Here is a 25500-nt window from a genome sequence, read left to right on the forward strand (position 1 = left end):
CCAATCGAAGGCGTGAGAAAAGCTCGGGGGCCGTCGTCGTTATTCACCGGGAGCACGAATCCGACGGCGCCAAAGTGTGGTCCACATGCGCCGTCAACCAACGGTTACACAGCATTCACGGCCCCATCGTTCAAGAGCCCGAAATGGCGCCGAAATGAGCTGGCATGCCTGCTGCTAAGGGGCCCGTCGCAGCTTAACAAGCTGAGAAAGGGCATACCACGTGAACATGAAGATCCGCCTTGGCATCCTTGCTTTGGGAACCACCCTCCTGGCCGCATGCGGGGGAACCAGCATCGACGATATCGAAGACCAAGCACCGCAAGGAACGGTCGCCGGGGCGAGCTGGACGATGAAATCGGCTGTCGTGACGGACGACGGCGACCGATTCTCGGTCAGCCTGTATCCGATCGAGGTCCCCGCGTGCGACAGCTTCGCCTCGTCCGACACGCAGATCCTGTTCAGCGCGCCGAAGACGGCGGGCGAATATCCTCTCAAGCTCGAGCTCACCGACCTCAACGGCAGCCAGACGATTACCTTCGTCACCGGGCCCGGACAAAACGTGATTGCCTCCGAGGGTATCTTGAACGTCGAGTCCGTCTCGGCAGACAAGGTCACGATCGGTCTGCTCGCCGAAGCGGACAACAACACGATCAACGGCCGCTTCACCACATCGATCTGCAAGACGACGAACTGATCGCGCCCCATGGGCCGAGGCTCCCGGCGGAGGCTCGGCCCATGGGCCTTCCTGGTGAGGCCCCCCGAGGTCCGCGCAGACATTGCACTCGCCGCCAGGGCAAGGGTCGACCGCGACAGCCATGCACGTCCCGCCATTGCAGTCCGCGTCCGAGGCGCAGTCGTCCACCGGATAACAGCCCTGCGGGAAACCACCCTCGGCAAGGTGTCGCACGTGCCGACGGGCATCCATTGCATCCATCGACAGCCCTGTGCATTGCTGCATTGGCTCATGTCCAGGGTGGCGCACGCCGAGCTCGGCGTGCACGAGGCGGCGCTTTGGACCCATACGCCGTTCTCGCATGTGATCTCGGCCGGGCAGCCGCTCGTGTCGAGGTATGCACAGGTGCTCGATGAGCAGCATGCATTGCAGGGCGTGCCTTCGGCCGGCAGCGTGTCCGGGCACGGCTTCAGGCAGCCGTGATAACTGAGGACCCACGTCCCGCCCTTGCACATCGCGACATTGCCGTTCCCTTCGCACATCGGCTCGGGTCCATGGTCCTGAGCTCCCCTTCCAGGCACAGCCCGGCACAAGGAGGACGCGGCCGGGGTGCATGCGAGGCGCACGCTGCAACATCGAGGCCGGCCACGACCCGCGACGGCGAAAGGCTCAGGCGCCAAGCAAAAGGTCGCGATCGGCCCGCAGGGCGGCCACCAGAAAATCGACCAGCACGCGCACCCGTGGGGTTTGTCGGAGGTCGCGATGCACCGTGAGCCACAATGGCTGCCCCGGCTCGCGCGGCATGGGCACGTGCGTCAGGCCCGGCGTCCGGTCCCCCAAAAACCTCGGCAGCACCGCCACTCCGGCGTCGGCCTGGGCGGCCTCGGCGAGGGCCAGCGACACGTCGCTCACGAAGGCGGGCCGCACGCCCGGCGAGAGATGCGCAAGCCAGGCCACCTCGACGCCACTCGAAGGCAAGAGCAGCGGGTGCGCGTGCAGATCACCCGGCGTCCGAACCGGGTGCCGGGCCAGGTACGCGGCGGACGCATAGAGACCGTGCCTCACCTCGCCGACGCGGCGAACCCGCAGCGATTCGTGCGACGTACGTACGAATCGCACCGCCAGCTCGGCCTCGCTGCGGCTGAGGTCGAGCACCGCACCTGCCGGCAAAAGCTCGACGCACAGCGCCGGGTACTGGCGGCCGAAGCGCGCGAGGCGCGGGGCCAGGTAGGCGATGCCGAAGGTCTCGGGCGAGGTCACCCGCACCGTGCCCTCCAGCGCGCCGCGCTGCGCGTGGACCCCGCGCTCCAGCGCGAGCACCGCGTCCTCGACCTGGCGCAGGGGGGAAAGCATCCGCTCGCCGTCGCGCGTCAGCACGTAGCCTGCGGCCGTGCGCGTGAACAGCCGCAGGCCCAGCGCGCGCTCGGCGGCCTCGATGCGACGGCCGACCGTGGTGTGGTCGACGCCGAGCGCCGCGGCCGTCTTGGCGAGCGATCCGGCGCGCGAGAGCGCGGCGACGAAGCGCAGATCGTCCCAGTTCATAGGTTGTGGATTCTTGCACGGCCGTCGGGTGCCGACGTGCATTCTCCCCCGGCCGCTCGGGCGCTACGCCTGTCGAGTCCCCTCACCCCCCCTCGAGGTTTTCATGCGCTCCCTCGCTTTGCTCGTGCTCGGCCTCGCCCTCGCCGCTTGCGCCGACAGCCCCGCCCCTGATGCTGCCGCGCCGTCGCCTGGCCCCGGAGCGCCCGTCCACACGCTGACATTGCCAGCGAGCTACGCGTCGTCGTCCGACGTGGTCGCTTACGCCGATCTCGCGAAGGGACAAGCGAAGGAAGAGACCGAATTGACCTACGCGCTGGCCGAAGGCTACCCGCGCGACGTGACGCTCGTGGCGAAGGGCGGCTTCGTCCTGTCGTCCGAGTGCTCGATTTCCCCTGGCCAGGTGGTCTGGCAGTCGATCACCGACGTGCAGGGGACGGCCGCAGGGGTCGACCTCGTGGGCGGCGCGCTCGCCATCGAGCTGCGGGAGGAGGGCACCGTGACCGTGCTCCTCGAAGGCGAGATCACCGGGCAGCATTGCCCCTCCGAGGATGGCTCGACGGCGACCGTGGTGCCGCTCCAGCACCGGCTCGTGCTGCACGTCGAGCGCGTCGCCGGCTTCGTGGTCGAGCAGCTTCACCAGCAACTGGCCGACTGCTGGAACACCATGGTGCTGCCGTCGGACGCGCCGCTGTGGGCGCCGACGGCACGCCCGCTCGATGCAACTGGAAAACCCTTTTCGCCGGTCAACGCGCCCGCGCCCGTGGCCCTCACGCTCCGGTCGAACGGAGACCTGACGCCTGGGCCTGGCTCCACGGACCTGACCGCCGGCCCAGGCACGGTCACGGTGTCGGTCGACACGACGCTGCCGGTGCAGGGGATGCAGGCCTTCGAGGTGGTGGGCCCCGACGCGCTCACGTCCGTCGAGGCCTCGTTCTACCTGCGCAAGGCCGCCCTCAAGGGCAATGTCTCCGAGCCCATCGAGGAAGGCACGTCGTATTCGCTCTTCCTCCCCGAGGAGAGCAACGGTGTCGACCTCCACGTCGATGCGGCGATGACGACCCTCGGAAAGCTCTGCGCGAACATGCCCCAGGCATGGTTCGCCTCGGCGTCGTCGACGCCCGCGCAATGCGAGGCGAGCGTGGGCGCCGTCGAGCCCTTCGCTTCCAGCATCCTCCCGGTGGCCGCAATCGGGGACGCCGGCGAGTGCCGGCTTTCGGTGACGATCCCGGGCACGGCGCAGCGCTGGACGACGCGATTCAGCATCACGCCGTGAGCGCGCGGACGCTCGATCTCGATACGGGGTTGCAATCGTTGCAGTCGCCGTTCGCGAGGGTATAGCCATCCCCGTCGGCGTCGTCGTTGGGCCCAGGGACACAAGGCGGGCCGCCCCCGCTCCCGCTTCCGGGCTCTCCCGGAGCCAGCAGCGCATCCCCGGAGGGACACTCTCAACCCTCTCGGAGGACACCCTCGACCCTCCCCAACGACAGTCCCATCCTCCCGAACAACGCTCTCGTCCCTTTTCGATGACAGCGCCATCCCTCTCCAAGAGGCTCTCGACTCTCTCGGAGGATGCTCTCGTCCCTCCACTTGAATGTTATCCATCCTCTCCGAGACCCTCCCGACCGCCGCTCGGGACCCCTCGTCACCATCCGGGACAGGGTTCTCCTTACCGCGAGGACCCTCTCGACCCTCTTGCATGACGGTCTCGGCCTTCCCCGGAGGTCCTGTCCTTCCTCCCCGAGACACCCGCGCTCCATCCGGAGGCGGCTCTCATCCCCCTCGAGGACGCTCCCAACCCTCTTGCAGGGGGGTCTCACCCTCCCGGAAGACACTCGCCTCTGTCTCTGGAGACCGTCTCACCCCTCCCGGAGACGGTCTCACCCCACCCGGCGAACGGTCCTGCGTAGGAGTCGCCCCCCCTGCCCCCCACCTCGCGGCAGGGTCTTCCCCGGGCGGCTGGGGACGGTAGCATCCGCGTGAGGTATTGCCCCGTGCGCGGGACCAAGGCCAGCTGCACCCCCATCACGAGGGGGCGAGAACATGCTGAAGAGAGCACTCAAACTGATGAGCATGTTGGCAAGCCAAATACGACGCTTGCGACTCGAGTTTGCAACATTCACCACGTCGTACTCCAAAAAACGCGCCCTCCGTCAACACAGGAAGGAAGCGGCGGGAGCGCCGGGCGCGCCTCGTCGGAGGAGCGTCGCCAGTCCTGACGGTCGTCGTGTCGTGAGAATATTGTTCCTCGGCGCCAATGGGATCGACACGTCACGACTGCAGATCGGCGCGGAGTTCCGGGACGTGCAGGTGGAGATCGAGCGCGCGCGGGCGAGCCGCGAGATCGAGGTGCACGTCGAGCTCGCCGTCACGCCCGTGGATCTGAACCGGCTCTTGCTCGACTACGAACCGGATGTCGTGCACTTCAGCGGCCATGGCACGCTCGTCCGCGTCGGAAGACCTTTGCGGTCGGGCGGCGCAAGGGAGTTCGAGCCGCCCGACGAGGGGAGCACGATGCAGAGCGCGCTCCTTCTCGAGACGCGGGGAGGTCTGTCGGCGCCCGTGTCGACCGAGGCCTTGGCGCGGCTCTTCGGGCTCCTGAGGACCCAGCGATGCGTCGTGCTCAACGCGTGTTTCAGCTCCGCCGAGGCCTCCGCGCTTGCCGCGCACGTCGACTGTCTGATCGGAATGCGACGAGCCATCGACGACGAATCGGCACTCGTGTTCGCGGTCGGATTCTACCAGGCCATCGCGCGTGGCCAGACGGTCAAGGCTGCCTTCGACCTCGGATGCAGCTTGATATCGACGTGTGGCCTCCCGGGCGCGGACGTGCCGCAGTTACGCGGACGCGTGGATCCAGATACCGTGCGGCTCGTCGACCCACAGGTGTCCACGGCGACGGCCCATCCTCTCCAGGTGTCGGATCTGCAGGTGATCCCGAACCCGGCCCAAGAGACGAGCACGCTCGATTTTCGCGTATACAACAGCGGAAACGAGAAGGTTCTCATCAATCGGGTCACGTTGCGAGTTCTCGAATGTCGCGAGCGCCCCGGCAGCAAGGGCTACCTGGAGTTCTCGAGAGAGTACGATCTGGACATCACCTCCCTCGAGAAGGCAGGAGACGTCATTTCGTGTAATGTCGCTCAGCTCGTCGGTCCACGAGACGTCGATCGATTTGGCATTCGACTGAGCGTGGACCTTCCCCTTCATAGCATTCGTTTCTGGAGGCTCCGACCCATGCTGTCGACGAACCACGGGCCGCTCGAAGGACCCGAGGTGAAGGTGTGGCTGCCGCCCACAAGCGAGGCGTTGTGTCGTCGTCTGGAAGAACAGTGGGAGGCAAGAATGATTCATTGGCGGAATGCGACTCCCGGATGCCTGGCCCAGTACCGGAACGCAATCGATGATCGCCACGTCGATCTGGCCCCGCTCATGGAGGTGCTCGAACGCGCCTACCCGGACATGAGCATTCGTCACCAGGTCCTTTCCGAATGGCTCGGTCCCCAATTCAGTGGCGGGTACTATGATCACGATATCTTACCCGTGCGCCTTCATTACGCGTCTCTCGTATCTCGTCACGTGCGTGTCGAGCCCTTGAAGCAGCCGCTACGAATCTCCGTGGGGCGAATCGAGATCGTGAACACCACTCGTGCGCTCGTGTTGCAAGAGGCGGGCGGCCCGCCTCGGTACTATGTCCCGCGGAAGGACGTGCAGGCCGAGCTGAAAGACAGCCGGGAAGGTCAAGCATGCATCCTCAAGGGGAGGTTGCATTACATCGACGTCACCGTCGGGCGCACGACGGTTCGAGAGGGAGCCTCAGCCTATCCTGGGTACAAACCCGTCCGTGATCACGTGGCATTTTTCCCGGAGAAGATGGCCTCGTTTGAGATCGGAGGAGGTTGACAAGGTGGTGCCACCGCGACGGACCTACACGTTCAGGGGCAAGACGCTTGCTCCATCCAGTCGCCGACGGGGCCTTGATCCTCGATGGTGCCACTCGGCCCCATGTCGTAGATGTGCTTGTCGATGGAGTTTCCGCTGGACCACGCGGCGCCCAGATGGCTATGGGTCCCCGGATCGGGGCGATAGGTGTACGGGGCCGAGAAGAGCAGGACACCCGGAGCGGGCGGAGAAAAGAGGGTTGGATACTGGATTTCCGCCAATCGAATACGCAGGAGATCTGCGCGATCGGTGAGGACGAGGGCGGAGGATGCCGGCGAGGGTATACGGGCTGGTGTTTCCGAACGAACTCGCGTCGAGGAGGATGTTGCGGTTCGCTCGGGTGGTGCTCGGAAAGAAGGCGCCGCCGCCGGAATGGTCGAGCCGCTGGCGCTGCTCGACACGATGATTGCGGCGGCGCCGGGCCCGACGCCCGCGCTTTTGGCCTCAGGCGGGATGGGGCGCGTCCGACTCGCTCACTGGTAACATCCGAGAAACTTGCCGCTGAGGCTGCTCCAGTAGCAGCAAAACTCGTTGCCGCTGGGCGTCGCCACGCAGATGGTTTCCATGTCGGGGCCTCGCCGCCATCGCCGGCGAACTCCACGTCGCTCTCGATCCCGTCGCCGCCGACGGGATCGAGCCCCTGTGAGCCGCAGCCGACCCCGGCAACCGAGAGCGCCAAGGCCATGACCATGTTCATCGTTTGCTGAAAACCACGCTTCATTTCAACGATGGTTGGATGTTGACGCGACGCCTGCCGCGGGGTTCGGCGTCGCTTCGTCTCACGGCTTCGGGTATCAGCAACGGACGTGCCACCGCCGCGAGCACCGCTGTACGCAGCGGCGACGACGCGTACTTCATCACCACAGCGGCGATCTTGCGGGGCCCCTGCCTGCCCGCGTCTCCACGAGCGGACTCCGTCACGGACTCCGGTCCGCTCCAGTGGACGCGCAGCGAAGGTACGCAACGGCGGTGGGGTTGGATGGGTCGACGGCCCCGTACGTTGACACATACATCGTCGGACGATATATCGTCGGACGTACGAAGCGAGAGGCAGCCATCCCTTGCAAGACGCGAGCTACTACATCCTCATCTCGCTCGCCGCCGGGCCGCGACACGGCTACGGCATCCTCCAGGACGTCGCGGAGCTGTGCGGCGAGCCAAACGCCCTCGGGGCTGGCACGCTCTACGGCGCGCTCGAGCGCTTCAGCGACGACGAGCTCATCGAAATCGAGCGAGAGACCATCGAGCGGGGCCGCCCGCGGCGTTATTACCGGCTCACCCACAAGGGCCGCAAGGTGCTGGAGGAGGAGACGGCGCGCCGCGCCGCGCTGATCAAGGTCGCGCAGAAGCGCCTCCGCGCGAGGACGACGTGAGCCCGCTCGAGCGCAGGTACCGCGTGCTCGTCTCGCTCTTCCCACGGGCGCACCGCGCGCGCTGGGGTGAAGACCTCGTCGCGACGCTCCTCGACGCGGCCCCTGAAGGGCGCTCCTTTCCCACGCCGCGCGAGGCGCTCGACCTCACCCTGGCCGCCGCGCGGGCGCACGCGCAGGAGCCCGCGCGGCGCCCGTTCGCGGAGGTGCTGCGTGGAGGCGTGCTGCTCGGCGCGTTTCTGCTCGCGGCGCTGCGCCTCGGCGCTTCGCTTCGCTTCGCTGGACGCGCGGCTGCGTGGGACGCATCGTTTACCTCGACTCTTTTCGCACCGATTGGCACCTCTATCGCGCTGGACTTTGCTGCGTGGAGTCTCTGTTCCTGGCGATGTTCGTGGTCGCGCTCTTCTCCGCGCGGCGGGCGCTCGCCATCACGGCCGCGCTGCTCCTCGCGCTCAGCTATGCAGCTCCGGACGGGCTGTACGTCAACGTGGCCCGGGCGCTCAACAGCGTGCTGCCGCTCGTCCTCGCCGCAGGCCTCGTACGCTCACCGCCGGCGCTCCCACGGCCAGCGCTCGTGGTCATGCTCCCGCCGCTCATCGTGCTGGGCGCGTACCCGATGGAGTGGCTGCACCAAGACTTGCACGGCGGCGACATCAGGTCTTCGGCGCTTTTGATCCTCCTCGGGCTCGGCACGTCGCTGGTCGCGGCGGCGCTGCTTCGCGTGCTCGATGCCCGCTGGCTCATCGTGCCCGCGGTCTATCTCGGCGAGGTCTGCCTCTATGGGATCATCCGTACGCTCGCCCATGAGCGCCTCACACCGTGGTGGCTTGTGAGGCTGATCGTGTCTTGGTCCCGGTGGCCTTCTTCGTCGGGTGCGCGTGGGCGCATTGGCGGCTTCGACAACGTCCTCCCCCCCCTTCACCGACAGCGGACGCGTAGCGGCCCTGCAACATGCCGACCCGAACCTATGACCTGATGACCTGATGACGAGAACGGGCGTCGAACACGCAATCCCCCGGCGCGGCGTGTTTTGCCTGGCGATGCTCGTGCTCGCCGCGTGCGGGCGAGAGCCGGCGCCTGTGCCGGCCACGATGCCGGCCGTGTCGGTCACGATTCCGGCGTCGTCCGGCGCTGCAAGTGAGGTCGAAGTGGCTCCAAGCAAAAGCTCGGTCGCAGCGCCGCCCGCCATTCTCGTCGGCCGCGCGGTCGTCGACGTGGCCGGGCGCTCCGTCGTCCGCACGTTGACGGAGGACGCCTTCGGCGCCGGCGCGACGTACGGATCCACGGCGTATCTCTGCGTCGGTCGCTGGTCGGGGCCGTCGAGGGACGAGAGGCTTCAAGAGCTGCGCGCGTACAACCTCGCGACGGGCAAGCTGCGCTGTTCGAAGCCGGTGGCGTATTGCCGCAGCATCGCCGCAGGCGCGGCGGGCGTGCTCCTCGGCCGGTACAGCGGCGGAGCGCAGGGCGCGACCTTTTACGATGGCGCCAAAGGCACGCCTCGCGAGGTGGCCCCGGGGCCGGCCGTCGTCGCCGTGCACCCGTTCGGCACGGGGTTCGTCGCGTTGCACGAAAATGGTGTGCTCGACGCGCTGGACGGCGAGAGCCTCGCGGTTCGCGGAACGGTGAAGCTCCCCTTCGTTCCAGGGCCTTTCGAGCTCGGCGCGTCGTTCGTCGAGCGCGACGCGCTCGCTGGGTCGTCGCCGCGACGAGCCAGGGGAGCCCGCGCAGCCTCGTGCTCGATCTCGCCGCCGGCAAGGTCGCCGCGCGGATCGACGCCGAGGTGGTTGCGACGGTGCGCAACGAAGCCGGCGAGCTCGATAGGCTCCTCGTCACGAGGCCGTCCACGCAGCTCCTCGATCGCAGCGGCCGCGTGCAATGGACCTCGCCCGAGCCCCTGGGAGAAGCCGCGAGCGCTTTGAGCAAGGATGGGATGATCTTCGTGGCCTCGTACGCCCGGATGTCGACCGGCGCCTCGCTCGTCGCGTTCGACGGGAAAACGGGCGCCGTGCGCTGGCGTGGGGATCTAAAGCTCGCGCAGGACATCGAGCACAGCCGCTACCACAACCACGTCGAGCTCGACTTCGATCACGGCGACCTCGCGATTCGAGGCCAGGAATCGTCGCAAGCGTACTTCGAGCTCTTCGCGCCGGCGGACGGCGCCCCCCTCTTCCGCGTCGTGCAGAAGCAATGATGCCTCCGGGTGGCGCTGATTCTTTGCCTCCGCCGACCCTCGAAGCCTATGGCCATCGAACCTCATGCAGCTCCGCGCTCTGCTCTCCTTCGCCGCGTTGGCCCTGTCAGGCCTCGCGACCCTGCCCGGCGCCCAGCGCGGGCTTGTTCGATGGACAGAGCACCCTCCTCCCCGAGATTGTGTTGTCTCGATGAGCGTCCTGCAGGTTCTCCGAGCACAGCGCGGAGGTGCGCGTAGGATGGATGCACCCTTCGAGGTCCGCGCGTCCTTCGTGCTCGGCGCCGCCAGCGTGGGGGCCGTGGGGGTCGTCACCGTCGGCGCATGGATCGTCGGCGCGACCGCCGGGGCCGACGTCGTCGGGTTTTGCCGGACCTCGCTCGCCTCGTCGACGGTGCTCGCATTCTTCCTGCTGCGCCTCCTGACGTTGCTGGGCGCGGTCGTGGTGCCGCTCCTGCTCCTCGTCGGGCTCGCGCGCCACGGCGTGCGGAGGAGCCTCTTGCCCGGCCTCGTCTCGGCGGTTGTCCTGTGGCTGTACGTCGCGGGGGTGCTCCCGCAGGCGCCCCGGCACCCGTGCATGCGATCGGACGCCACGCCACCCGGCGACGCGGCGCAGAGGTCGGGTGTGCGGCCGGCGTGAGGTGAGCTGCGCGAGAGGGAGGCACCACGGGCGAGGCAAGCATCCCACCGGAGGCGCGCCGAAGGACAAGGACCGGGTGGACCCGTGTCCGCGTCGGTCCCTCCATCGCCATGGTTGAGGGGGCGGAGGCGGGCGCTTCAGCGGGGGCGGCGCCGGGCCCTTCGGCCGAGGCCCAGGCCCAGGAGTGAAAACGCGAGCAGCAAGGCCGGGCTCGTGCTGACCGGGCCGATACGGCAGCCGCAGCCGGCCGGATCCGACGAGGCGCCGCCCGACGAAGCGCTCCCGCCGTTGCCGGAAGGTCCACACCCGTCGTTTCCGGGATCGAACATGCCGCCCTTGCAATCGTCGCATTCATCCATATCGGAATCGCCGCACGACGCGGGGTCGTTCGGCGAAGGATCCGTTTCGTCGGGCACTCCGTCGGCGTCGGTGTCGAGGAGCACGCGGATCGCGACGTTCATCGTGCTCGAAAGGGTCGACACGCCGACCCTGTAGCGGATGTCCAGGTTGAGCACGTGTTCGCCGAACTGGGTGAACTTCAGGGTCGCATCGCGTGAGCCCGACGCCGCGGGATCACTCGGCTGCGAGATCGTGCCGCTGACGGCGCCGAGCTCCCAGCTCCCGCCCTCGGCCGAGACGGTGCCCATCTTGGCGTCGACGACCTCGAGGCCGCTCGCGGCATTGAGCGCGCGGAGGACCGCGTCGAGCGCCGGCCCGCTCCCCTCGTTTTTGTAACCGACCACGTAGCCGCGCTCGATGGGCAGGCTCTTCGCCGCCACGACGAGCTCGCCGGTGAGCGAAAGGCCCATGCGTGGTTGCCCGCTGGCGCTCGTGCAATCCGCCTCGAAGAGGGCGTTCAAGAAGAGGCGCTGCCCCGCCTTCCCGGTATAGGAATGGCCGCCCAGGTAGCTCACCTTGCCGCCGCACGACTCTTCCGGGTTGAAGCTCTTCGGCGGCGCCTCGTCGCCCGTGAACTTGGGAGGCGGCGGCGGCGGATCGACGTCACACGTCCCGTCCATGTACCCGGACATCCAGACGTCCTCCTTGCCGGGCCCGTCCGTGGACGTGATGAACGTCACGTCGCGATCATTCTTGTACGTGGTTCCGAGGTACGTGCTCAGGTTATAGGCCGGCTCGCTTCCGCCCTCTGGCGAGAAGAAGCCATCGAATTGCATGTACGGCACGTCGGGGCGCAGCACCTTGAAGGGGCTCGGCGAGGGCGCGATGAGGAAGCCGGCGCCCCTCTCCTTGACGTCGTTCGGCAGGCAGCAGTCCTTGCCGGGGCCACAGCCGTCGACCACGCATTGGAAGTCGCCCTCGTCGGGGCCGGGGTTGCATGGGCAGGGGGGCGGGTTTCCGGTCGTCGTGAGGAAATGGCCCATGCGCCCGGGATCGTCGAAATAGGGCCACGCCGGGTTCGGCACCGCATTCTCGTACGCGTTGACCGCCTGGCACTCGGCGAAGAAATGGGTCGGGTACTGGAGGAACGAGCGGACCTCGGCGACGACCTCGTGGCCGTGGTAGGTGATGGGCTCGCCGGCGCATTCCTCCGGCGTCGCGGGGCAATTTCCGCCGCCGCATTCCACGAGCTCCCGGTCGGCCACGTTCCAGTGCATGCTCATGATCTGGCAGTAGGCCGGCAGGCCCTCGGGCGTGAAGAGGGCGCCATTCTTGTGGTTCTGGTTCGGCGCATCGCAGGTGCCCATGTTCCCCATGACGCTGGGCACGGTGAGCAAGTCCGGATTCGCTGTGCCGGGGCCGCAGGTGCCCGCGCCGCACTTGGCCGCCGGGAACTCCGCCCCATTCGATTGCTTGATCCCGGCGGCCCGCAGATACGCCGTCGCGATGTCCTCGTTGCCGTCGGCGAAGACGGCGATGGTCGGCGCGGCGAGGAGCTCCTTCTTGGAGTCGGCGGTGAAGGGCGCGGTCGCCTCGTGGACCGTCACGACCTTGAACGTGGAGCGGTCCGCCCACGGGTTTTGCGCCCACAGGCTTTGATCGTTCCAGGCGTTGACGATCGCGAGCGCCTTGTCGCGGTGGGGCGCGTCGACGACGAACGGCCCGCCGCGGTAGCCGTGGTTCTTGATCATCGCGCCTTTCGCGGGGCTGCCCCATACCACCTGGGCGCCTGCGAAGAAGTCGGGGCTCGCCGTGGGGTACGGGCATTTCACCCCCGAGCCCTCCTCCGCGCAGTCCCACGCGCACAGGTCGCCGGCGGTGTTGCAAGCCGCGCCGTGCCAGACCTTGTCGGGCTCGATCACCCAATGAACGGGCACGCCCTCGCGGAGGAGGTGAAAGAGCAGCCCGTAGGACTGGTACATCCCCTCGGCTTGGTAGGCCTGATCCATGGGGATGATCAGGCTCCCGGCGGGGAAGGTCCGGTCCTCCGCGCGAGCTTCGCGCGCGGAGACGGTGGTGAGCGCCAGCGCGGGGAAGAGTGCAATCCATCGGTACATGGAAGGCTCCTTTCGAGGGTGCGAGATCCCGGGACCCAAGGGTACTTTGCTGAGCTTCATGCGTGCCTCCTCCAGCATGGGCCTGTGCGTTCGAGGCCGCGCGGCGCCCCTCTGCTCACGAACGACCTCGTCCCGCGAAGGCAATTCTCACTTGTACCGGCACGTCTTGTGCCCGCTTTTGTCTTCGCAGATGAAGTCCGTGGGACAATCGCGGTCGTCCGCACATTCATTGAAGCAGCGTTTCCCGTCTCGGTCGATGCAAAAGAAACCGCTCGGGCAATCCTGATCGCTCGCGCACGTTGGGCTGCACCATCCCTCGGGAGAGCACTTTCCCCCTGTGCAGCATGCGTTTTGCGCTCCGCCACAATCATTATCGTTGTTGCACGTCGCACCGAACGGAACGCCGTTGAAGTCAGCGATCGGGCGCTCGCCATCGTTGCCGCAACCGAAAACGAGGGTTGCGAGTATGACAAACCATGCTGTACGCGTCATCCTCAAGTGCTCCTGTTTCAGGTGTAACGTCAAGCTATCAGAAGCCGCAGTCGGGATCGAGATGGTGCATTGATTTACCGGGGGACAATCGCCCCACATGCAGCGACACACAGCCTGGTAAGAAAAGCGACCGCGCGCGTGGGGGATATTCATGGGAAACCGTCGATACGCGATTGCCCGAGCGCATCGTGCGGACGCGGCTCGCTTGCTCTCTGCTGGACACGGCCTCGAGAGTCCGATACGGGGGCCCATGCGAGCCATCCGTCCTCTCCGGATCGTGCCCTGGCGCAGCGGTCGCCGCCCTGTCGGGTCCGCGCTGCTCGGGGTGGCGCTCGCGCTGAGGACGGGCCTCGCCCTCGGTGAGGAGCCGAAGAGCGCCGGCCCCGCGGTCGACGACGCGGCAGCGCAGCCCGTGCTCGTGCTGCTCGTCGCGAAGGGCGTGCGCTCGCCGCTCGAGGAGCGCGCCGTGACGCTCGTCGCCGCGCACGTCCGCTCTGCGGGCGTGACGTTGAAGCAGGTCGAGCGCCCTGCGAGCTCCTCCGCTACGGGCGACCGCATCGCCGACGCGCGTGCGGTCGCGAACGACGAGGGCACGAAGGGGGTGCTCTGGGTGGAGATCGGGCCACAGGACGAGCTCGTCCTCCATCTCCTCGAGAAGGAAGGGGGGCGCGTGTTTCGCCGCGGCGTCCCCGCGCCCGCCGGCCAGACCTCCGCGGCGCTGGAGGCGCTCGCGAACATCGCCGGCTCGGCCGCGGCGGAGCTGGTCATCGAGGGGCACATCGTCACGATGACCTCCCTGGAGAGCGCCGACGCCGGGTCCTCTCCTGCGCCCGCCGCCGAGGCGGTCCCGGTTTCCGCGCCCCCTCCGGCTCCGCCGCCCCCTGAAACGAGGGCGCCTGCGCCCGTGCCTGCGCCTCGGGTGACGCCTCCTCCGGAGGCTCCCGCGCAGCCGAGCTTTCGGCGGCTGCTCCTCTCCGCGGGATATACGGGCGGCACCTTCGCGAGCGAGGCCTCCTGGCAGAGCGCCCTCGCGCTCTCTGCGTGGTGGGCGCCCGCGCCGAACGCGCGCGTCGGCCTCGGCTACGAGATGCTCTTCGAAGAGTACATCAAGGGATCGAGCTCCCCGCTCGACGTCGACCTGTCCCGTCATCCCATCGTCTTGAGCGGCGGATATCGCTTCCTCTTCGGCGGCCGCTGGGACGTCGATCTGGGCGCGCGTAGCACGGTCGACATCGTCGTCCGCGACCCGCACCCCGTTCCTCCTTCTGCGGCTCCTTCGCCCACGCCGTCGACGCCACCGCCGCTGCGGCATGCGGTCGACACGCTCGTGAGCGTCGCCCCCACGGTGGGCCTCGGCTTCCGGATCGTCGACCGGCTCCGCCTCGGCGCCTGGGCAGGCGTGGACGTGCCGCTGAACCGGCTCTCCACGACGAACCAGCGCCGGATCGACCTCCAGATCGCCCCGGTGAGGTTCCTCGGCGGCCTCGAGTTCCAGGTGGAGCTGATCGAGCCCACGGTCCCGCGCCCTGTCCGGGCGGGGCGGTGAAGAAAAAAATGACCCGCTCCCGGGGGCGCGCGGAACCATGCGCCCGTGCGTGTGGGTGGAAAGTCGAGCCTCATGAGCGCGAGCGTCCTCGGGCGGTCACGCCCCGGCCCTGACGAGGCCGCGGTCGTGGCCTCGCCCCTGGATCTCGATCGGGCTCGCCGTGCCGGCGCGGGCGAGCCCGCCGCCCAGGCGTGGCTCGCCATGGAGCTGCTCCCGAGCGTCCGGCGGATCGCGCGGGCTTTCCTGCAGAGCCCCGCCGACGCGGACGACGTCGCCCAGCTCGCGCTGCTCGCGATCCTGAGGAGCGCCGCGACCTACCGCGGCGAGGCCAGCCTCGCGACGTGGGGGCGGCGCATCGCCGTGAGGACCGCGCTCAAGTACGTCCGCGCGCGGCGGCAGCACGAGGCCTTGATCGCGGGGGACGAGTCGGCCGCCGACGACGTGCCCGCTTCATCGCCCGGCCGTCACGCCGAGGCCCTCCCTCGCCATGTGCGCGCGTACCTGGACGAGCTGCCCGAGGCGCAGCGCGAGGTGATCATCCTCCACGTCGCGCTGGAGCACACGGTGGACGAGGTCGCCGAGATGACGGAGGCGAGCCGCGACACCGTGAAGAGCCGGCTGCGCCTCGGGATCGAGGCGCTGCGAAAGCAGGTCCGGCAGGATATCGCCGTCGGCCGCAGGAGGTCCGCATGAAGCCGATGAAGCATGCCTCGGACGAGGAGCGCTGGATCTCCCTCGTCGCGGCCCGGGGCCGTGGGCAGTCGCTCACGCCCGAGGAGGCCGAGTTCCTCCGTCATCAGGAAGAGGCCGAGCCGGAGCTCGCCGACGAAGCGGCGCTGTGGGCCGAGATCGGCCGACTCGGGTCGCCGCGCGGGGAAGGCGCCGAGCTCGACGACGGCGTGATGGCCTCACGGGTCCTCGCGAAGCTCCAGGAGGAGCGCGCCCCGTCGTCCGCAGAGCCCTTTCCGGAGCCGCGCCCGCGACCCCTCACGCGACCCATGACGAGGCGCGGGGTCGCGGGGCTTGCCGCCACGCTCGCCTTCGCGGCGGCGCTGGGCGCCTTCGCGGCGACGTGGATGAACACGCACTTCGGGGGGCCGGAGCGCCCGATCGAGGGCATCGACGCCGGGCCACCTCCGCCTGCGCAAACGACCGCGCCGCCGAAGCCCGTCGAGGTCGTCGCGCCGATGCCTTCCTCGGTCGAGGCGCCCGCCGCGAGCGTCGCCGAAGCGCCCGCCGCGAGCGTCGTCGAGGCGCCCGTCCCGGCGGCCCCGCCTCGGGCGGCGGATCAGGACGGCAGGCGCGGCAAGGTGAGCGCGGGCTCGAGCGCTGACGAGCTCCTGGGCGAAGCGCAGGCCGCGCTCGCCGCGGGCCGGACCCGAGACGCGATCACGACCTACCAAACGCTGCTCGCGCGTTACCCGGAGAGTACCGAGGCGCGCGCCGCGCTGGTGTCCCTCGGACGCCTCTCGCTCGCGGGCGGCAACGCGGGCTCCGCGCTCGGCTTTTTCGATCGCTACCTGGCGAGCGGGGGCGGCGCGCTCGCGATCGAGGCCCGCTACGGCCGCATCCAGGCGCTCCAGCAGCTCGGGCGCGCCGGCGAGGCGCAGGCCGCGATCGACGACTTCCTCGCCCGCCACGGCGACAGCGTCTTCGCGACCCGGCTGCGCGAGCAGCGCAAAGGGCATTAGAGCGCCCGACGAGATTCGATCACCTTCGGTTCTTTTTTTGACCCGCTCTCGCGCTCCCCGGGCACGAGGGCGGCACAGAGCGGCGGGGGCATGTCCGAATACGCCTGTAGCGCGTCACGTTCCAAAGGACCTGAGGAAACATGGCCATGTTCAACAAATTCACGATGCCGGGGATCTTCGCATTGGCGCTGGGTTCGTCGCTCGCCGCGTGTGGCGCCGAGGAGCCGGGCCTGGAGGACACCGAGAACGTCGGACAGGATGCCCAAGAGCTCCAGTCCTTCATCGCGCCGTTCCGGGACGGGTCGACGATGCGCGGCAGCCCCACGGACTGGGATCACAACCACGGCAAGGCCTCGTGCGCCCCCGGCGAGGTGGTGAGCGGCATCAGCGTATACTCCGGGGATCACCAGGGCCGGAACGCGCTCTGCAAGCAGGGCGATGCCGCGAAATTCACGGGGACCGTGGCGGCGACGCTGCTGCTCGACAACGCCGCGGACCAGCGCCGGGCGTCGCGCCTCGGCGACTGGGCGCCCGGGTTCTACAAGCTCGAGTGCGGTTCCGGCGAGTACGTGAGCGGCGTCAGCGAGAACGCCACGCAGTTCCAGGGCGACAACAAGTTCCACGGGGTCCAGTGCGCGCAGGGGGCGGGGTTCACCGAGGACACGACCTGCACCGTGCGGATCTTCGATCTTGGCGACGATCGCGGAGACTCGACGATCGTGGATTGGGACCAATACGCGTACAAGGGCGAGTGCGCAATCAACGAGCACGTGGCCGGCGTCAGCGTGTCGCCAGCGACGGGCGCCCCGCATTCGCTCCTGTGCTGTCAGAGCTCCGGGCCCGCGCCCACGATGTTGCCCGGCCAGACGTTCTGGGGGACGGGCGCGTTCACGGAGTTCGTCGCGCAGACGGCGACGGAGTGTTACACCCCCTGCCTCGAAGACGCGTCGTGCACGGGCGGCACCTTCAACCCGCACAAGCAGCAATGCTGGCTCCGCACGGGGAGCGCGGCCATCGGCGGCGGGATCCCGTCGGACTATGCGTTCACGGTGTCGTCGAGCCTGGGCGACGCGTACGCCCAGTCGCTGATGCACGCGGGCCGGACCTTCTGGGGGACGGGGCCGCTCCACGAGTTCACCACGACGAGCGCGGCGGCATGTTATCAGGCCTGTATCCATAACGGGTCCTGCACGGGCGGCACCTTCAACCCGCACAAGCAGCAATGCTGGCTCCGCACGGGGAACGCGGACGTCGGCGCCGGGCTTGTGTCGGACAGCGCATTCGTGATCAGCGCCGGCAGGCGCGACGAGGCGTTGCAAGCGTTGGTGACCAAGTTCGCGCCGCGGCTGCGTTTTGATGGATCAGCCCCCAACTACCCCATGTCCGCGCAGGTGTTCTACGACGCGGCCGTCGCCAAGCCGCAGACGGGTCGGGTCGACAACACCGACATCGCCTCCCTGTCCGCGGGTACCATCCCGACGTATACCCAGGCCACCGTCTGCGGCGCGCAGGTGCGGATCCAATACTGGTTCTTCTACGGCCACCAGCCGAGCTGCGACGGGGTTTCCGGCGCCCACAGCGGCGACTGGGAGAGGATCATGGTGACCTTGCGCGAGGATCGGAGCCAAATCGCGGCCGTCACCTACTGGACGCACGGCTACTACTACACGCGGCTCGTGGAGCGCGGCCATGTCCCCATCGAAGACAGCACCCACCCCGTCGTCTTCGCGGGAAAGAACTCGCACGCGAGTTTCTACAACCAGGGTGGGGTTGGTGAGGTCTGCTGGCCTGCCTGGGGCGAATGGCGCAACAACTCCAACGGCGCTCACATCGACACGTGGAACAACCTCGTCAGCCTCGCCGCGAACGCCGAGCCCTGGATGAGCCATGACCGGAAGGGCGACTTCGAGTACTGGGGTGACGACGGCGTGAGCACCCACCCGACCCAGGCCTGGCCGAGCTGCAACATGCCCGCGGCCTCGTGGAAGACCGGTCTGGAGACCTGGGAGCACACCGATTGCGAGTACGGGGACACGGAGGCGTTGGAGACCTGCTGGACCAGCGGTTGGGACTCGTACACCAAAGCCTGGACCATCGGCGTCACCGACCGAGGCCTCATCAAGCCGAACTGAGCGCCGCGCCCACGGTTCGTAGGGGCGAAATCGCCCCTCGACCCGAACCAGGCACGGCCCTCGGCATAGACCTCCTCGGGCAACCGTCGCGCCGGGGCGCTGCCCCGGACCCCGCGGGGGCTGTTCGCCCAAAGGCCCGAACCAGGCACGGCCTGGACCGAAGGTGGAAGAACTGCGCGGTGCGCAGTTCTTCCAACGGCCGGTAACAAGACCAGCGACAGCGTTGCCTGTTGAAATGGCAGCGCGTCTGTCTTGGTTGGCAGGGGTCGTTCCTCGGCCTGTTCGATGAACTGCGCATCGCGCAGTTCATCGACCCCGGGTCCAGCGCTTGCGCTGGTCCAGGTCCAGGGGCGGATAGCCCCGGTGGGGCCTGGGGCAAAGCCCCAGCGCAACGGCCCCCCGTTGGTTCTCCCGCCCGAGCCACTTCACAGCGCGCGTCGCGGTTGACCTGCCTCTCGTCGCTGGGTATGCAGACCTCCATGCGCACCCTCGGCTCGTTTGCCATTTCGATCCTCCTTTATGCCTTGCTCCCTGGCTGCGGCGACACGAACGCCGATCCTCCTTCCTCCACGGAGGGAAGCGGGGCGAATGGCGGCACGGGCGGCGGCGGCGGCTCCGCGGGCGAAGGGGGCGCGGGCGGCGCGGGCGGCGACGCCGGCATGGGCAGCGTGTGGGGGACCTTTGAAAAACCCTTCGCGGTGGACTCGTTGTGGAACAGCCACCCCAAAAACCCCGTCCTCGGCGACTACCAGATCCCGCCGACGCCCAATCCGGCCTTTTATCCCGTCGTGGCCGGAGGCGCTTACTCGACGACCATCTTCCGCGCGTCGGAGAGCGACCCGCCGATGCAGGTGCTTGGCAAAGGCGGCGCCGCGGGCCCGAGCTGCCCCGACGTCGGCGGATCGTGCGCCGTCGTCATCCCGCACTGGCCTGCCTCGGTCGAGGGCGCGTCGGGCAGTGATGGTCATGCCGACATCGTCGACGAGAAGACGGGCATCATTCATTCGTTCTGGCAGCTCAAGAAAGACGCGGCCGGCGCCTGGACTGCAACGATGTATTCATGGTCCCCCCTCGCCGGCTCGGGCTGGGGCGACCCCGCGCATTTCTCCCAGGGGGCGCGCGCTTCCGGCGTGTGCACCGCCGCCGGCCTCATTCGCGTGAACGAAGCCGACGACGGGGAAGAGCTGTTCCACCACGCGCTGGCCTTGTCGCTGGATGGCACCGCGATGAAAGCCGGTTTCGTCTTTCCCGCCACCCTCGAGGACGGCGACAGCGCCTCGGCCTACAAGGGGCAGATCCCCATGGGCTCGCTCCTGATGCTGCCGCCGGACTACGACACGTCGAAGGTCACGTCGCCTGGCCTCTTGAAGGTCATCAAGACGCTCCAGGTCTACGGGGCCCGCCTCGTCGACCGAAACACCGATACGCCCTTCGCCATCTACGTGGAGAACGGCAGCCAATTCACGGTCTCGACGAAGCCGCCCGGCGAGTGGGACAGCGTGGTGGCCAATCAGTTGTTCGACGTGGCCCACGCGCTGCGCAGGATGGAAAGCTCCGACGGGTTCATCGACGGCGACGGCAAGGAATTCGTGCCGAACACGAACCTCAATCGCATGTCGATGCGCGGCCCCTGGAACGGCAGCGGCGGGGCCTTCGACTCCTGGCAGCAGGCGCTCGTGTTCGCGAGCACGGACACGGCCATCAAGCTGGAGCATACGAATGCCACCTGGGACTATCGGGTGAGCTGGGCTCCGTGGACGGCCGGGGCGAGTTATCGGCTCACCGTGGTCGCGAGCGGCGGGGCGAAGCTCAACATGCAGTTCAAGGACGGCATGTACAAGACGATCCTCGAGACCGGCAGCCTGGGGGACGGCGAGAGCAAGAGCTTCCTCATGCCCGCGGACAATGGATATCCGATCCTCCTCGCGACGAGCGGCGTCGGTCCGGCGTCGACGGTGCGGGGGATTCTCGTCGCCGAGTGAGACGCGGACCGCGTCGAGGGCTCGGCACGACGGCTGCAAGAGCGCGACGCACGGAGGTGAACATGACGGAGAGGAAGGGCCACTGGATGCGGGTTCTCGGGCTCGTGGCGGCGACCTGGGTGGTGGGGATGGCCGGCTGCGGCGGAAGCGAGGCCGGAGGAGGCGGGGGCGCGGCCGGCGGAGGCGGAGGTGCGGCCGGCGGAGACGGAGTTGACCCCGCGGAGACGCACAAGTGCGATCACGGCATGATCTCGACCGGTATCTCGACCAACCCGTACGTCGTGGAGGCCGTGACGGGAGACAATGGCACGTTCGTCGACCATTGCGACGAGAACGGCAACCTCGTCCAATACAACTGCGAGTTCACGATTTGCGACGGCGTAAACTGCGAGCCGATCTTCACGGGCGTGGTCGTCGAGGATGTGTTCGACTGCAAGGGCCCCTGCAAGGCAGGCGTCTGCGAGCGGGGCTGTCCGGAGGCGGACGTCGCACTCACGATCGCATCGGTCGATGCAACCGGAACGACGACGCTGAACGACGCGGCGAGCGGCACGGGGTACACCTGTACCTCCGTCATCGACATGAATTCGAACGACGGGTGGGCGTGCACCGGCGCCGAGGCCGTTGGGGCCACGGGGAAGGTCGGGAACTCGTCCGGGTCCTGCAACAGGGGTGAGGGAGCGTTCCGCGTGGGGTTTCCCACGGGGGACTGCTTCTACCTCAACTGCGCGCACTCGAATTGAGCGCAGGCGACCCACGCAAGCCGTGACGGGCGCGCAACAACCGTCACGACGCCATGACAGCCCCCGTCACGTCGTCATGACGGCCTGGCCGAGAGGCAGGGAGGCAACCCACGTTGCCAGGTGCACGCCGAGGGCCGGAGAAGGCGCCGGACCCGGCCTGCGCCTGCGCGTCGCCGCAAGGACGTGCTCCTCGCGACGTTATTCGCAGCCGCAGCCGCAGGCATTGGAGAAGAACGACTGCGGCGGCTCGCAGCGATACTTGATGAGCATGCACTTTTCCCTGTCGCCGAGGTATCTGCGGTGCGGCTCTTTGGCAGGGTCGCACCCGCTGGCCGCAGGGACCTGCGTGCCTGCTGGATTCGTGGGCGCGGTCTGCGGATCCCCGACCGTCGCGGTGGGCTGCGGCGCAGGCGATGGCGGCGCGCTGACAGACGTCGTTGACGCCCCGAGCGCTTGGGGCGTGGCGGGCGCCTGGTCGCTTGCCGCTGGCGCCTGACCGCTGCAAGCGCCGGCCGTCGACACGGCGAAAAACGCGAAGACGGCGTACATGGGCGAACGTCGGCAAGGGGAGAGCGAGCTCTTCTTCATTCGAGACCTCAATACGATCCGCGCGCCTCAGGGCGCTCCGCAGGGGTTCAGCGTACAACATCCCGCCCCCCAGGGAGAGCCTCCCAGGGAACGGTCGCCGCGAACCAGTTTCGAGCACGTCGTGCACCTACCACCACGACCTCGAACCTGGTTCGAAGGCGTGCTGCACGGGGAGAGGTCTCTGCGCGGGAACCGACGCGCTGTACGCGGTGTCGTCCGCCGCGCGATGGTCCCCTTGCTGCGTTCTCTCTCCCTCTTGTGCTGCACAGCGGTCACATTTTCTGCCTGCGCGCGGCCCGTTGTCACACACACCGCACCGCCCGTGGTCGTGCTGCCGACCGTAACGCCCGAGCTCGACGTCACCGCCGAGCCCCCTGCCCCACAGCCCGCGCAGGCCACGCAGCCCGCACCTCCCCGCGGAACGTACTGGGTGCGGCGGCTCACCCGCGGGATCAACATCGCGTCGGGCGTGGGCCAAGAGCGCGCGTACTCGGGCGAGGTCGCGTGCGTGCCCGCGACGATCGATCGCAAGGCGAACGAGATCACGTTCACGCTGGGTCCGTTTTCGTTTCCGTTGCACGAGATGGGCGAGCACTGGACGCTGGGGTCGCCCACGCTCACGCACGCGTCGCCCGCGTTCTCGTTTCGCGGGAACACATCCCAGGAGATCGATCGGCTCGATGAGAGCAGCGACGAGGTGGTGCTCACAACGGTGGGCGCGCTGTTCCGTGAACGCGAAGCGTGCGCGCACAGCACGCGCTTCCTGCTGCGCTGCGTGGGAGACGCGTGCGAGGAGCTTGCGCCCACCGAGCGGCCGTTTCTGCTCCCCGCGTGCGAGCAGGAGATGGCCGAGGCGGAGCGCATGCGCGCGCGGGTGATCAACGTTCCGGACGCGGCGCTCGCGCGCACGCTCACGCGCGCAGACGCGCTGATCGCGCACGGCGGGACGCTGTGGGAGTACGTGACCAACGAAGCGCAGTGCCGCACGCTCACGGCGACGCCGCGCAAGGGCAACGGCGTGAAGTTCTCGCAGCGTTACACCATGCGAGACGGGCGGCGCGTGGAGCGCGAGACCGAGTTCGAGTCGGTGATGCCGTCCGCGCGGCAAGCGGCGCGCTCTACCGACTTCGGCTCGGTGACGTTTCCCGACGGCAGCCGGAGCTCGGGCTGGAGCGGGAGGACGATTCCGTCTCCGCCCGTGACGCTCTCCTTCGGCGACCAGCTCATGGTCGCCGACCAGCGCGAGTTCTACCTCACCGCAGCGAGTTGCCGCGTGCGACAAGCCCAAGGCAACGCGCCCGCGCTCCCGGCACCGTTCACCCGCGACGCGCAGTAAGCGCGCGTGAAGGCCGCCCCCCTCCGCCATGGCGCCCGCCACACCTGGCAAGGCCCATGGCCCATCCGGCACTCGACGACATCAGATCCCGGTTGCCGCTGCCGCTTCCGCTTCCGCTTCCGCTTCCGCTTCCGATCCGGAATCTATTTGCTACCTACTACCTAGGCAGCAAACTTAATGATTCCGAACACTTGTGACACACTGAGAGCGACTCGCTGCCCGGCCAAATAGGCTGATCGCGCGTTCAGTAGTGGCACAATCCGACCGAGAGGTCTCGACCATGGAAGCCAGGACCGGCATCATCCCGAGCATGGGCGGCAAGAGCAGCAAGGGCGGCAAGGGTAGCAAGGCGCGCGGAACGGCGCAGGATCGCGCGCACGTCAGCCCCCCGCGCGAGGTCTCCATCCTCGAAGCGGCGCCCCATGCGCCCGCGGTCGTGAACGCAGGGCCCACGATCGCGGATCCTTCCTCGGTTCGGCGAGTCCTCACGGTCAACGGTCCTCATGCCGGGACGTCGCGAGTGCTCGCCTATCGGCGCGTCTCGACCATGGAGCAAATGCGATCGGGCACGTCGCTCGACGCGCAGGACGAGGAGATCCGGCGTTACTGTCAGTACGCCCGCCTCCCGGATCCGATTGACTTTGAAGAAACGGAATCGGGCGGCGTCGAGTCACAAGAGAAACGGGAGAACATCGCAGCCCTGCTAAAGGCCGTCCGCCCGGGGGATCTCGTGGTCGTGGCGAAGCTCGATCGGTTCTCTCGCGATATCGTTTTCACGATCTCCGCCGTGCGCGACATCATTAAGCGGGGGGCGCGCTTTCTGTCTCTCGCCGAACGCTTCGACGCCTCTACCCCCGAGGGGGAGACGCAAATGGCCCTGTGGGCGTCGATCGCACAGATGGAGCGGGCCCGCATTCGGGAGCGCACGGAAGGCAATCGAAAGCGGCTCCGGGCCCTCGGGAAATTCGTAGAGGGACAGCCCCCGTTCGGCTACGTGCGGGCCAAGGGCGCGGACGCCCACGATAAGCCGCGCCGATTGGACATCGATCCGATCAAGGCGCCCATCGTCCGCGAAATGTTCGACATGTGCCTTGCAGGCAAGAGCGCGCGAGACATCGCGCTCCATTGCCAGACGACCTATACAGGGCTCGCGACGTTCCGGACCGTCTGGATCCTGCAATTGCTCAAAAACCGCATGTACGCCGGCCAGATCGCGACCACGCCCGTCCGGCCCGACAAAAACCGGCAGTTGACGCAGAAGCCTGCCGAATGGGTCGACGCGCACGAACCGATCGTTTCCCTGCAAATGTGGCACGCGGCCCAGCACGCGCTAGCGGGACGGCGCTCCTACGGGCGCAAGCCTCGCACGGACACGATCACCTCGGAATGGTTGATCCGAGGGCTCGCCCGTTGCTCCGTTTGCGGATCGATGATCACGGCCAAGCCTGCAAGCGAGAAGAATAAGCACGCGGGATATTACGTGTGCCGGAAGCGCTACGCGCCCGAATTGAAAAATGCCACGCGCGAGCGGTGCATGGGGGCTCCCTGGAATCGCCAGGATGAGATCGATCCGAAGATCGAACGGCTCGCGGCGCGGCACTTCAGGGCGCTAGACGGCCATCTGTCGAAAGCTCCTCCGCCTTCCCCCCACGCGCCGAATTTCAGGACGCAGCGGGCCAAGCTCGTAACGGCGCGGAGCAATCTCGTTTCCATGGTCTCCTCGGGCCAGTGGGGGATGGACGTCATCCGGGCGGAAGCGGCGCGGATCGAGCGCGAGCTTGCCGCGATCGATGCGGAGGAACGGGCGCTCTCCGCGGAAGCTTCGGCCGATACGGTCGAGAATCGAAAGGGCGCGCTTTCGTGGTTGCGCTCGTTCGTGGCGCAATGGGGGACCATGGCCGTCCCTGCTCGGCGCGCGGCGCTCGGCGCGATGCTCGACGGGATCAAGATCGGTCCGGAGGGGATCGCTATCGAATGGAGCGACGCCGCGACGATGGCCGTCCGGTACGCGGAGGGACGCCTGCCCGATCCCGCGACGCTCGATCAGGCGAGCGACGATCCGCGCCGCCCTGCTCGCCCGATGCTCACCGGAGGCGCGGAGCACGTGCCGGCGCTTCCGCCCGGGGACGCCTAGCAGGCTTCCTCTAGCAGGCGCTCGGCGCGCGCGAGGGCTCGGGGGCCA

At 68.1% G+C, this 25500-nt stretch carries 21 protein-coding genes; 17 read left to right on the forward strand and 4 right to left on the reverse strand.

The window, feature by feature from the left end; translation table 11 throughout:
• The first annotated feature begins 226 nt into the window (after positions 1-226).
• Together POL67_RS28530 and POL67_RS28535 are read left to right on the forward strand one after the other, a co-directional pair.
• Positions 227-694, forward strand: a complete 468-nt coding sequence (locus POL67_RS28530) for a hypothetical protein (protein ID WP_271922675.1) — start codon at positions 227-229, stop codon at positions 692-694.
• Between the two features lie 270 nt (positions 695-964).
• A complete protein-coding gene (locus tag POL67_RS28535; protein WP_271922677.1) occupies positions 965-1156 on the forward strand; it encodes a hypothetical protein in 192 nt (63 codons plus the stop codon).
• 186 nt (positions 1157-1342) lie between these two features.
• Here the strand turns inward: POL67_RS28535 and POL67_RS28540 are convergent, their stop codons facing one another.
• Positions 1343-2215, reverse strand: coding sequence for a LysR family transcriptional regulator (locus POL67_RS28540; protein WP_271922679.1), 873 nt, complete (start codon positions 2213-2215; stop codon positions 1343-1345).
• Between the two features lie 103 nt (positions 2216-2318).
• Between POL67_RS28540 and POL67_RS28545 the strand changes: the two genes are divergently transcribed.
• Together POL67_RS28545 and POL67_RS28550 are read left to right on the forward strand one after the other, a co-directional pair.
• Positions 2319-3488, forward strand: coding sequence for a hypothetical protein (locus tag POL67_RS28545; RefSeq protein ID WP_271922681.1), 1170 nt, complete (start codon positions 2319-2321; stop codon positions 3486-3488).
• Positions 3489-4285: 797 nt separating this feature from the next.
• A complete protein-coding gene (locus POL67_RS28550) occupies positions 4286-6115 on the forward strand; it encodes a DUF427 domain-containing protein (RefSeq protein WP_373372424.1) in 1830 nt (609 codons plus the stop codon).
• A 32-nt stretch (positions 6116-6147) separates the two neighbouring features.
• On the opposite strand, the gene POL67_RS28555 is transcribed toward POL67_RS28550, so the two are convergent.
• Positions 6148-6375 carry a hypothetical protein gene (locus tag POL67_RS28555; protein WP_271922685.1) on the reverse strand — a complete coding sequence of 76 codons (228 nt, stop codon included), beginning with the start codon at positions 6373-6375 and terminating at the stop codon, positions 6148-6150.
• Positions 6376-7215: 840 nt separating this feature from the next.
• On the opposite strand from POL67_RS28555, the gene POL67_RS28560 reads away from it, so the two are divergent.
• The 5 genes from POL67_RS28560 to POL67_RS28580 all read left to right on the forward strand — a co-directional run bounded on the left by POL67_RS28560 (position 7216) and on the right by POL67_RS28580 (position 10352).
• Complete coding sequence (locus POL67_RS28560; RefSeq protein ID WP_271922687.1) at positions 7216-7527, forward strand: PadR family transcriptional regulator; 312 nt, start codon at positions 7216-7218, stop codon at positions 7525-7527.
• A 361-nt stretch (positions 7528-7888) separates the two neighbouring features.
• A complete protein-coding gene (locus POL67_RS28565; protein WP_271922689.1) occupies positions 7889-8500 on the forward strand; it encodes a hypothetical protein in 612 nt (203 codons plus the stop codon).
• 7 nt (positions 8501-8507) lie between these two features.
• Positions 8508-9443 carry a hypothetical protein gene (locus POL67_RS28570; RefSeq protein ID WP_271922691.1) on the forward strand — a complete coding sequence of 312 codons (936 nt, stop codon included), beginning with the start codon at positions 8508-8510 and terminating at the stop codon, positions 9441-9443.
• Between the two features lie 11 nt (positions 9444-9454).
• Positions 9455-9715: a hypothetical protein gene (locus tag POL67_RS28575; protein ID WP_271922693.1), complete on the forward strand. Its 261-nt coding sequence runs from the start codon at positions 9455-9457 to the stop codon at positions 9713-9715.
• A 238-nt stretch (positions 9716-9953) separates the two neighbouring features.
• Positions 9954-10352, forward strand: a complete 399-nt coding sequence (locus POL67_RS28580; protein WP_271922695.1) for a hypothetical protein — start codon at positions 9954-9956, stop codon at positions 10350-10352.
• Positions 10353-10489: 137 nt separating this feature from the next.
• Here the strand turns inward: POL67_RS28580 and POL67_RS28585 are convergent, their stop codons facing one another.
• Positions 10490-12808: an MYXO-CTERM sorting domain-containing protein gene (locus tag POL67_RS28585; protein WP_271922697.1), complete on the reverse strand. Its 2319-nt coding sequence runs from the start codon at positions 12806-12808 to the stop codon at positions 10490-10492.
• Positions 12809-13550: 742 nt separating this feature from the next.
• On the opposite strand from POL67_RS28585, the gene POL67_RS28590 reads away from it, so the two are divergent.
• The 6 genes from POL67_RS28590 (at position 13551) to POL67_RS28615 (ending at position 21394) form a co-directional block, all read left to right on the forward strand.
• Positions 13551-14846, forward strand: coding sequence for a hypothetical protein (locus POL67_RS28590; protein ID WP_271922699.1), 1296 nt, complete (start codon positions 13551-13553; stop codon positions 14844-14846).
• Positions 14847-14918: 72 nt separating this feature from the next.
• Positions 14919-15539 carry an RNA polymerase sigma factor gene (locus POL67_RS28595; RefSeq protein WP_271922701.1) on the forward strand — a complete coding sequence of 207 codons (621 nt, stop codon included), beginning with the start codon at positions 14919-14921 and terminating at the stop codon, positions 15537-15539.
• Positions 15536-16537: a tetratricopeptide repeat protein gene (locus POL67_RS28600; protein ID WP_271922703.1), complete on the forward strand. Its 1002-nt coding sequence runs from the start codon at positions 15536-15538 to the stop codon at positions 16535-16537. Before POL67_RS28595 ends, POL67_RS28600 begins: the two co-directional genes overlap by 4 nt.
• A gap of 146 nt (positions 16538-16683) precedes the next feature.
• Positions 16684-18669, forward strand: a complete 1986-nt coding sequence (locus POL67_RS28605; protein ID WP_271922705.1) for a PAN domain-containing protein — start codon at positions 16684-16686, stop codon at positions 18667-18669.
• Between the two features lie 479 nt (positions 18670-19148).
• The gene (locus POL67_RS28610; protein ID WP_271922707.1) at positions 19149-20651 is read left to right on the forward strand and encodes a hypothetical protein; all 1503 of its coding nucleotides are present in this window, start codon (positions 19149-19151) and stop codon (positions 20649-20651) included.
• 62 nt (positions 20652-20713) lie between these two features.
• Positions 20714-21394: a hypothetical protein gene (locus POL67_RS28615; protein WP_271922709.1), complete on the forward strand. Its 681-nt coding sequence runs from the start codon at positions 20714-20716 to the stop codon at positions 21392-21394.
• 198 nt (positions 21395-21592) lie between these two features.
• On the opposite strand, the gene POL67_RS28620 is transcribed toward POL67_RS28615, so the two are convergent.
• On the reverse strand, positions 21593-21982 hold the full coding sequence (locus POL67_RS28620) for a hypothetical protein (RefSeq protein WP_271922711.1): 390 nt from the start codon (positions 21980-21982) through the stop codon (positions 21593-21595).
• A gap of 328 nt (positions 21983-22310) precedes the next feature.
• On the opposite strand from POL67_RS28620, the gene POL67_RS28625 reads away from it, so the two are divergent.
• Together POL67_RS28625 and POL67_RS28630 are read left to right on the forward strand one after the other, a co-directional pair.
• The gene (locus tag POL67_RS28625; RefSeq protein ID WP_271922713.1) at positions 22311-23318 is read left to right on the forward strand and encodes a hypothetical protein; all 1008 of its coding nucleotides are present in this window, start codon (positions 22311-22313) and stop codon (positions 23316-23318) included.
• 280 nt (positions 23319-23598) lie between these two features.
• Positions 23599-25452, forward strand: coding sequence for a recombinase family protein (locus POL67_RS28630; RefSeq protein ID WP_271922715.1), 1854 nt, complete (start codon positions 23599-23601; stop codon positions 25450-25452).
• The last annotated feature ends 48 nt before the right edge of the window (positions 25453-25500 follow it).

This window comes from Polyangium mundeleinium, from assembly GCF_028369105.1.
Classification (GTDB): domain Bacteria; phylum Myxococcota_A; class Polyangia; order Polyangiales; family Polyangiaceae; genus Polyangium; species Polyangium mundeleinium.

What these genes read in the sequence shown, in the direction of transcription:
- POL67_RS28580 (WP_271922695.1), top strand. Translation starts at nt 9,954, where the DNA reads ATGGATGCACCCTTCGAGGTCCGCGCGTCCTTCGTGCTCGGCGCCGCC.
- POL67_RS28605 (WP_271922705.1), top strand. Translation starts at nt 16,684, where the DNA reads ATGTTCAACAAATTCACGATGCCGGGGATCTTCGCATTGGCGCTGGGT.
- POL67_RS28620 (WP_271922711.1), bottom strand. Translation starts at nt 21,982, where the DNA reads ATGAAGAAGAGCTCGCTCTCCCCTTGCCGACGTTCGCCCATGTACGCC.
- POL67_RS28540 (WP_271922679.1), bottom strand. Translation starts at nt 2,215, where the DNA reads ATGAACTGGGACGATCTGCGCTTCGTCGCCGCGCTCTCGCGCGCCGGA.
- POL67_RS28615 (WP_271922709.1), top strand. Translation starts at nt 20,714, where the DNA reads ATGACGGAGAGGAAGGGCCACTGGATGCGGGTTCTCGGGCTCGTGGCG.
- POL67_RS28545 (WP_271922681.1), top strand. Translation starts at nt 2,319, where the DNA reads ATGCGCTCCCTCGCTTTGCTCGTGCTCGGCCTCGCCCTCGCCGCTTGC.
- POL67_RS28590 (WP_271922699.1), top strand. Translation starts at nt 13,551, where the DNA reads ATGCGAGCCATCCGTCCTCTCCGGATCGTGCCCTGGCGCAGCGGTCGC.
- POL67_RS28595 (WP_271922701.1), top strand. Translation starts at nt 14,919, where the DNA reads ATGAGCGCGAGCGTCCTCGGGCGGTCACGCCCCGGCCCTGACGAGGCC.
- POL67_RS28535 (WP_271922677.1), top strand. Translation starts at nt 965, where the DNA reads ATGTCCAGGGTGGCGCACGCCGAGCTCGGCGTGCACGAGGCGGCGCTT.
- POL67_RS28600 (WP_271922703.1), top strand. Translation starts at nt 15,536, where the DNA reads ATGAAGCCGATGAAGCATGCCTCGGACGAGGAGCGCTGGATCTCCCTC.
- POL67_RS28550 (WP_373372424.1), top strand. Translation starts at nt 4,286, where the DNA reads ATGTTGGCAAGCCAAATACGACGCTTGCGACTCGAGTTTGCAACATTC.
- POL67_RS28530 (WP_271922675.1), top strand. Translation starts at nt 227, where the DNA reads ATGAAGATCCGCCTTGGCATCCTTGCTTTGGGAACCACCCTCCTGGCC.
- POL67_RS28575 (WP_271922693.1), top strand. Translation starts at nt 9,455, where the DNA reads ATGATCTTCGTGGCCTCGTACGCCCGGATGTCGACCGGCGCCTCGCTC.
- POL67_RS28585 (WP_271922697.1), bottom strand. Translation starts at nt 12,808, where the DNA reads ATGTACCGATGGATTGCACTCTTCCCCGCGCTGGCGCTCACCACCGTC.
- POL67_RS28630 (WP_271922715.1), top strand. Translation starts at nt 23,599, where the DNA reads ATGGAAGCCAGGACCGGCATCATCCCGAGCATGGGCGGCAAGAGCAGC.
- POL67_RS28570 (WP_271922691.1), top strand. Translation starts at nt 8,508, where the DNA reads ATGACGAGAACGGGCGTCGAACACGCAATCCCCCGGCGCGGCGTGTTT.
- POL67_RS28610 (WP_271922707.1), top strand. Translation starts at nt 19,149, where the DNA reads ATGCGCACCCTCGGCTCGTTTGCCATTTCGATCCTCCTTTATGCCTTG.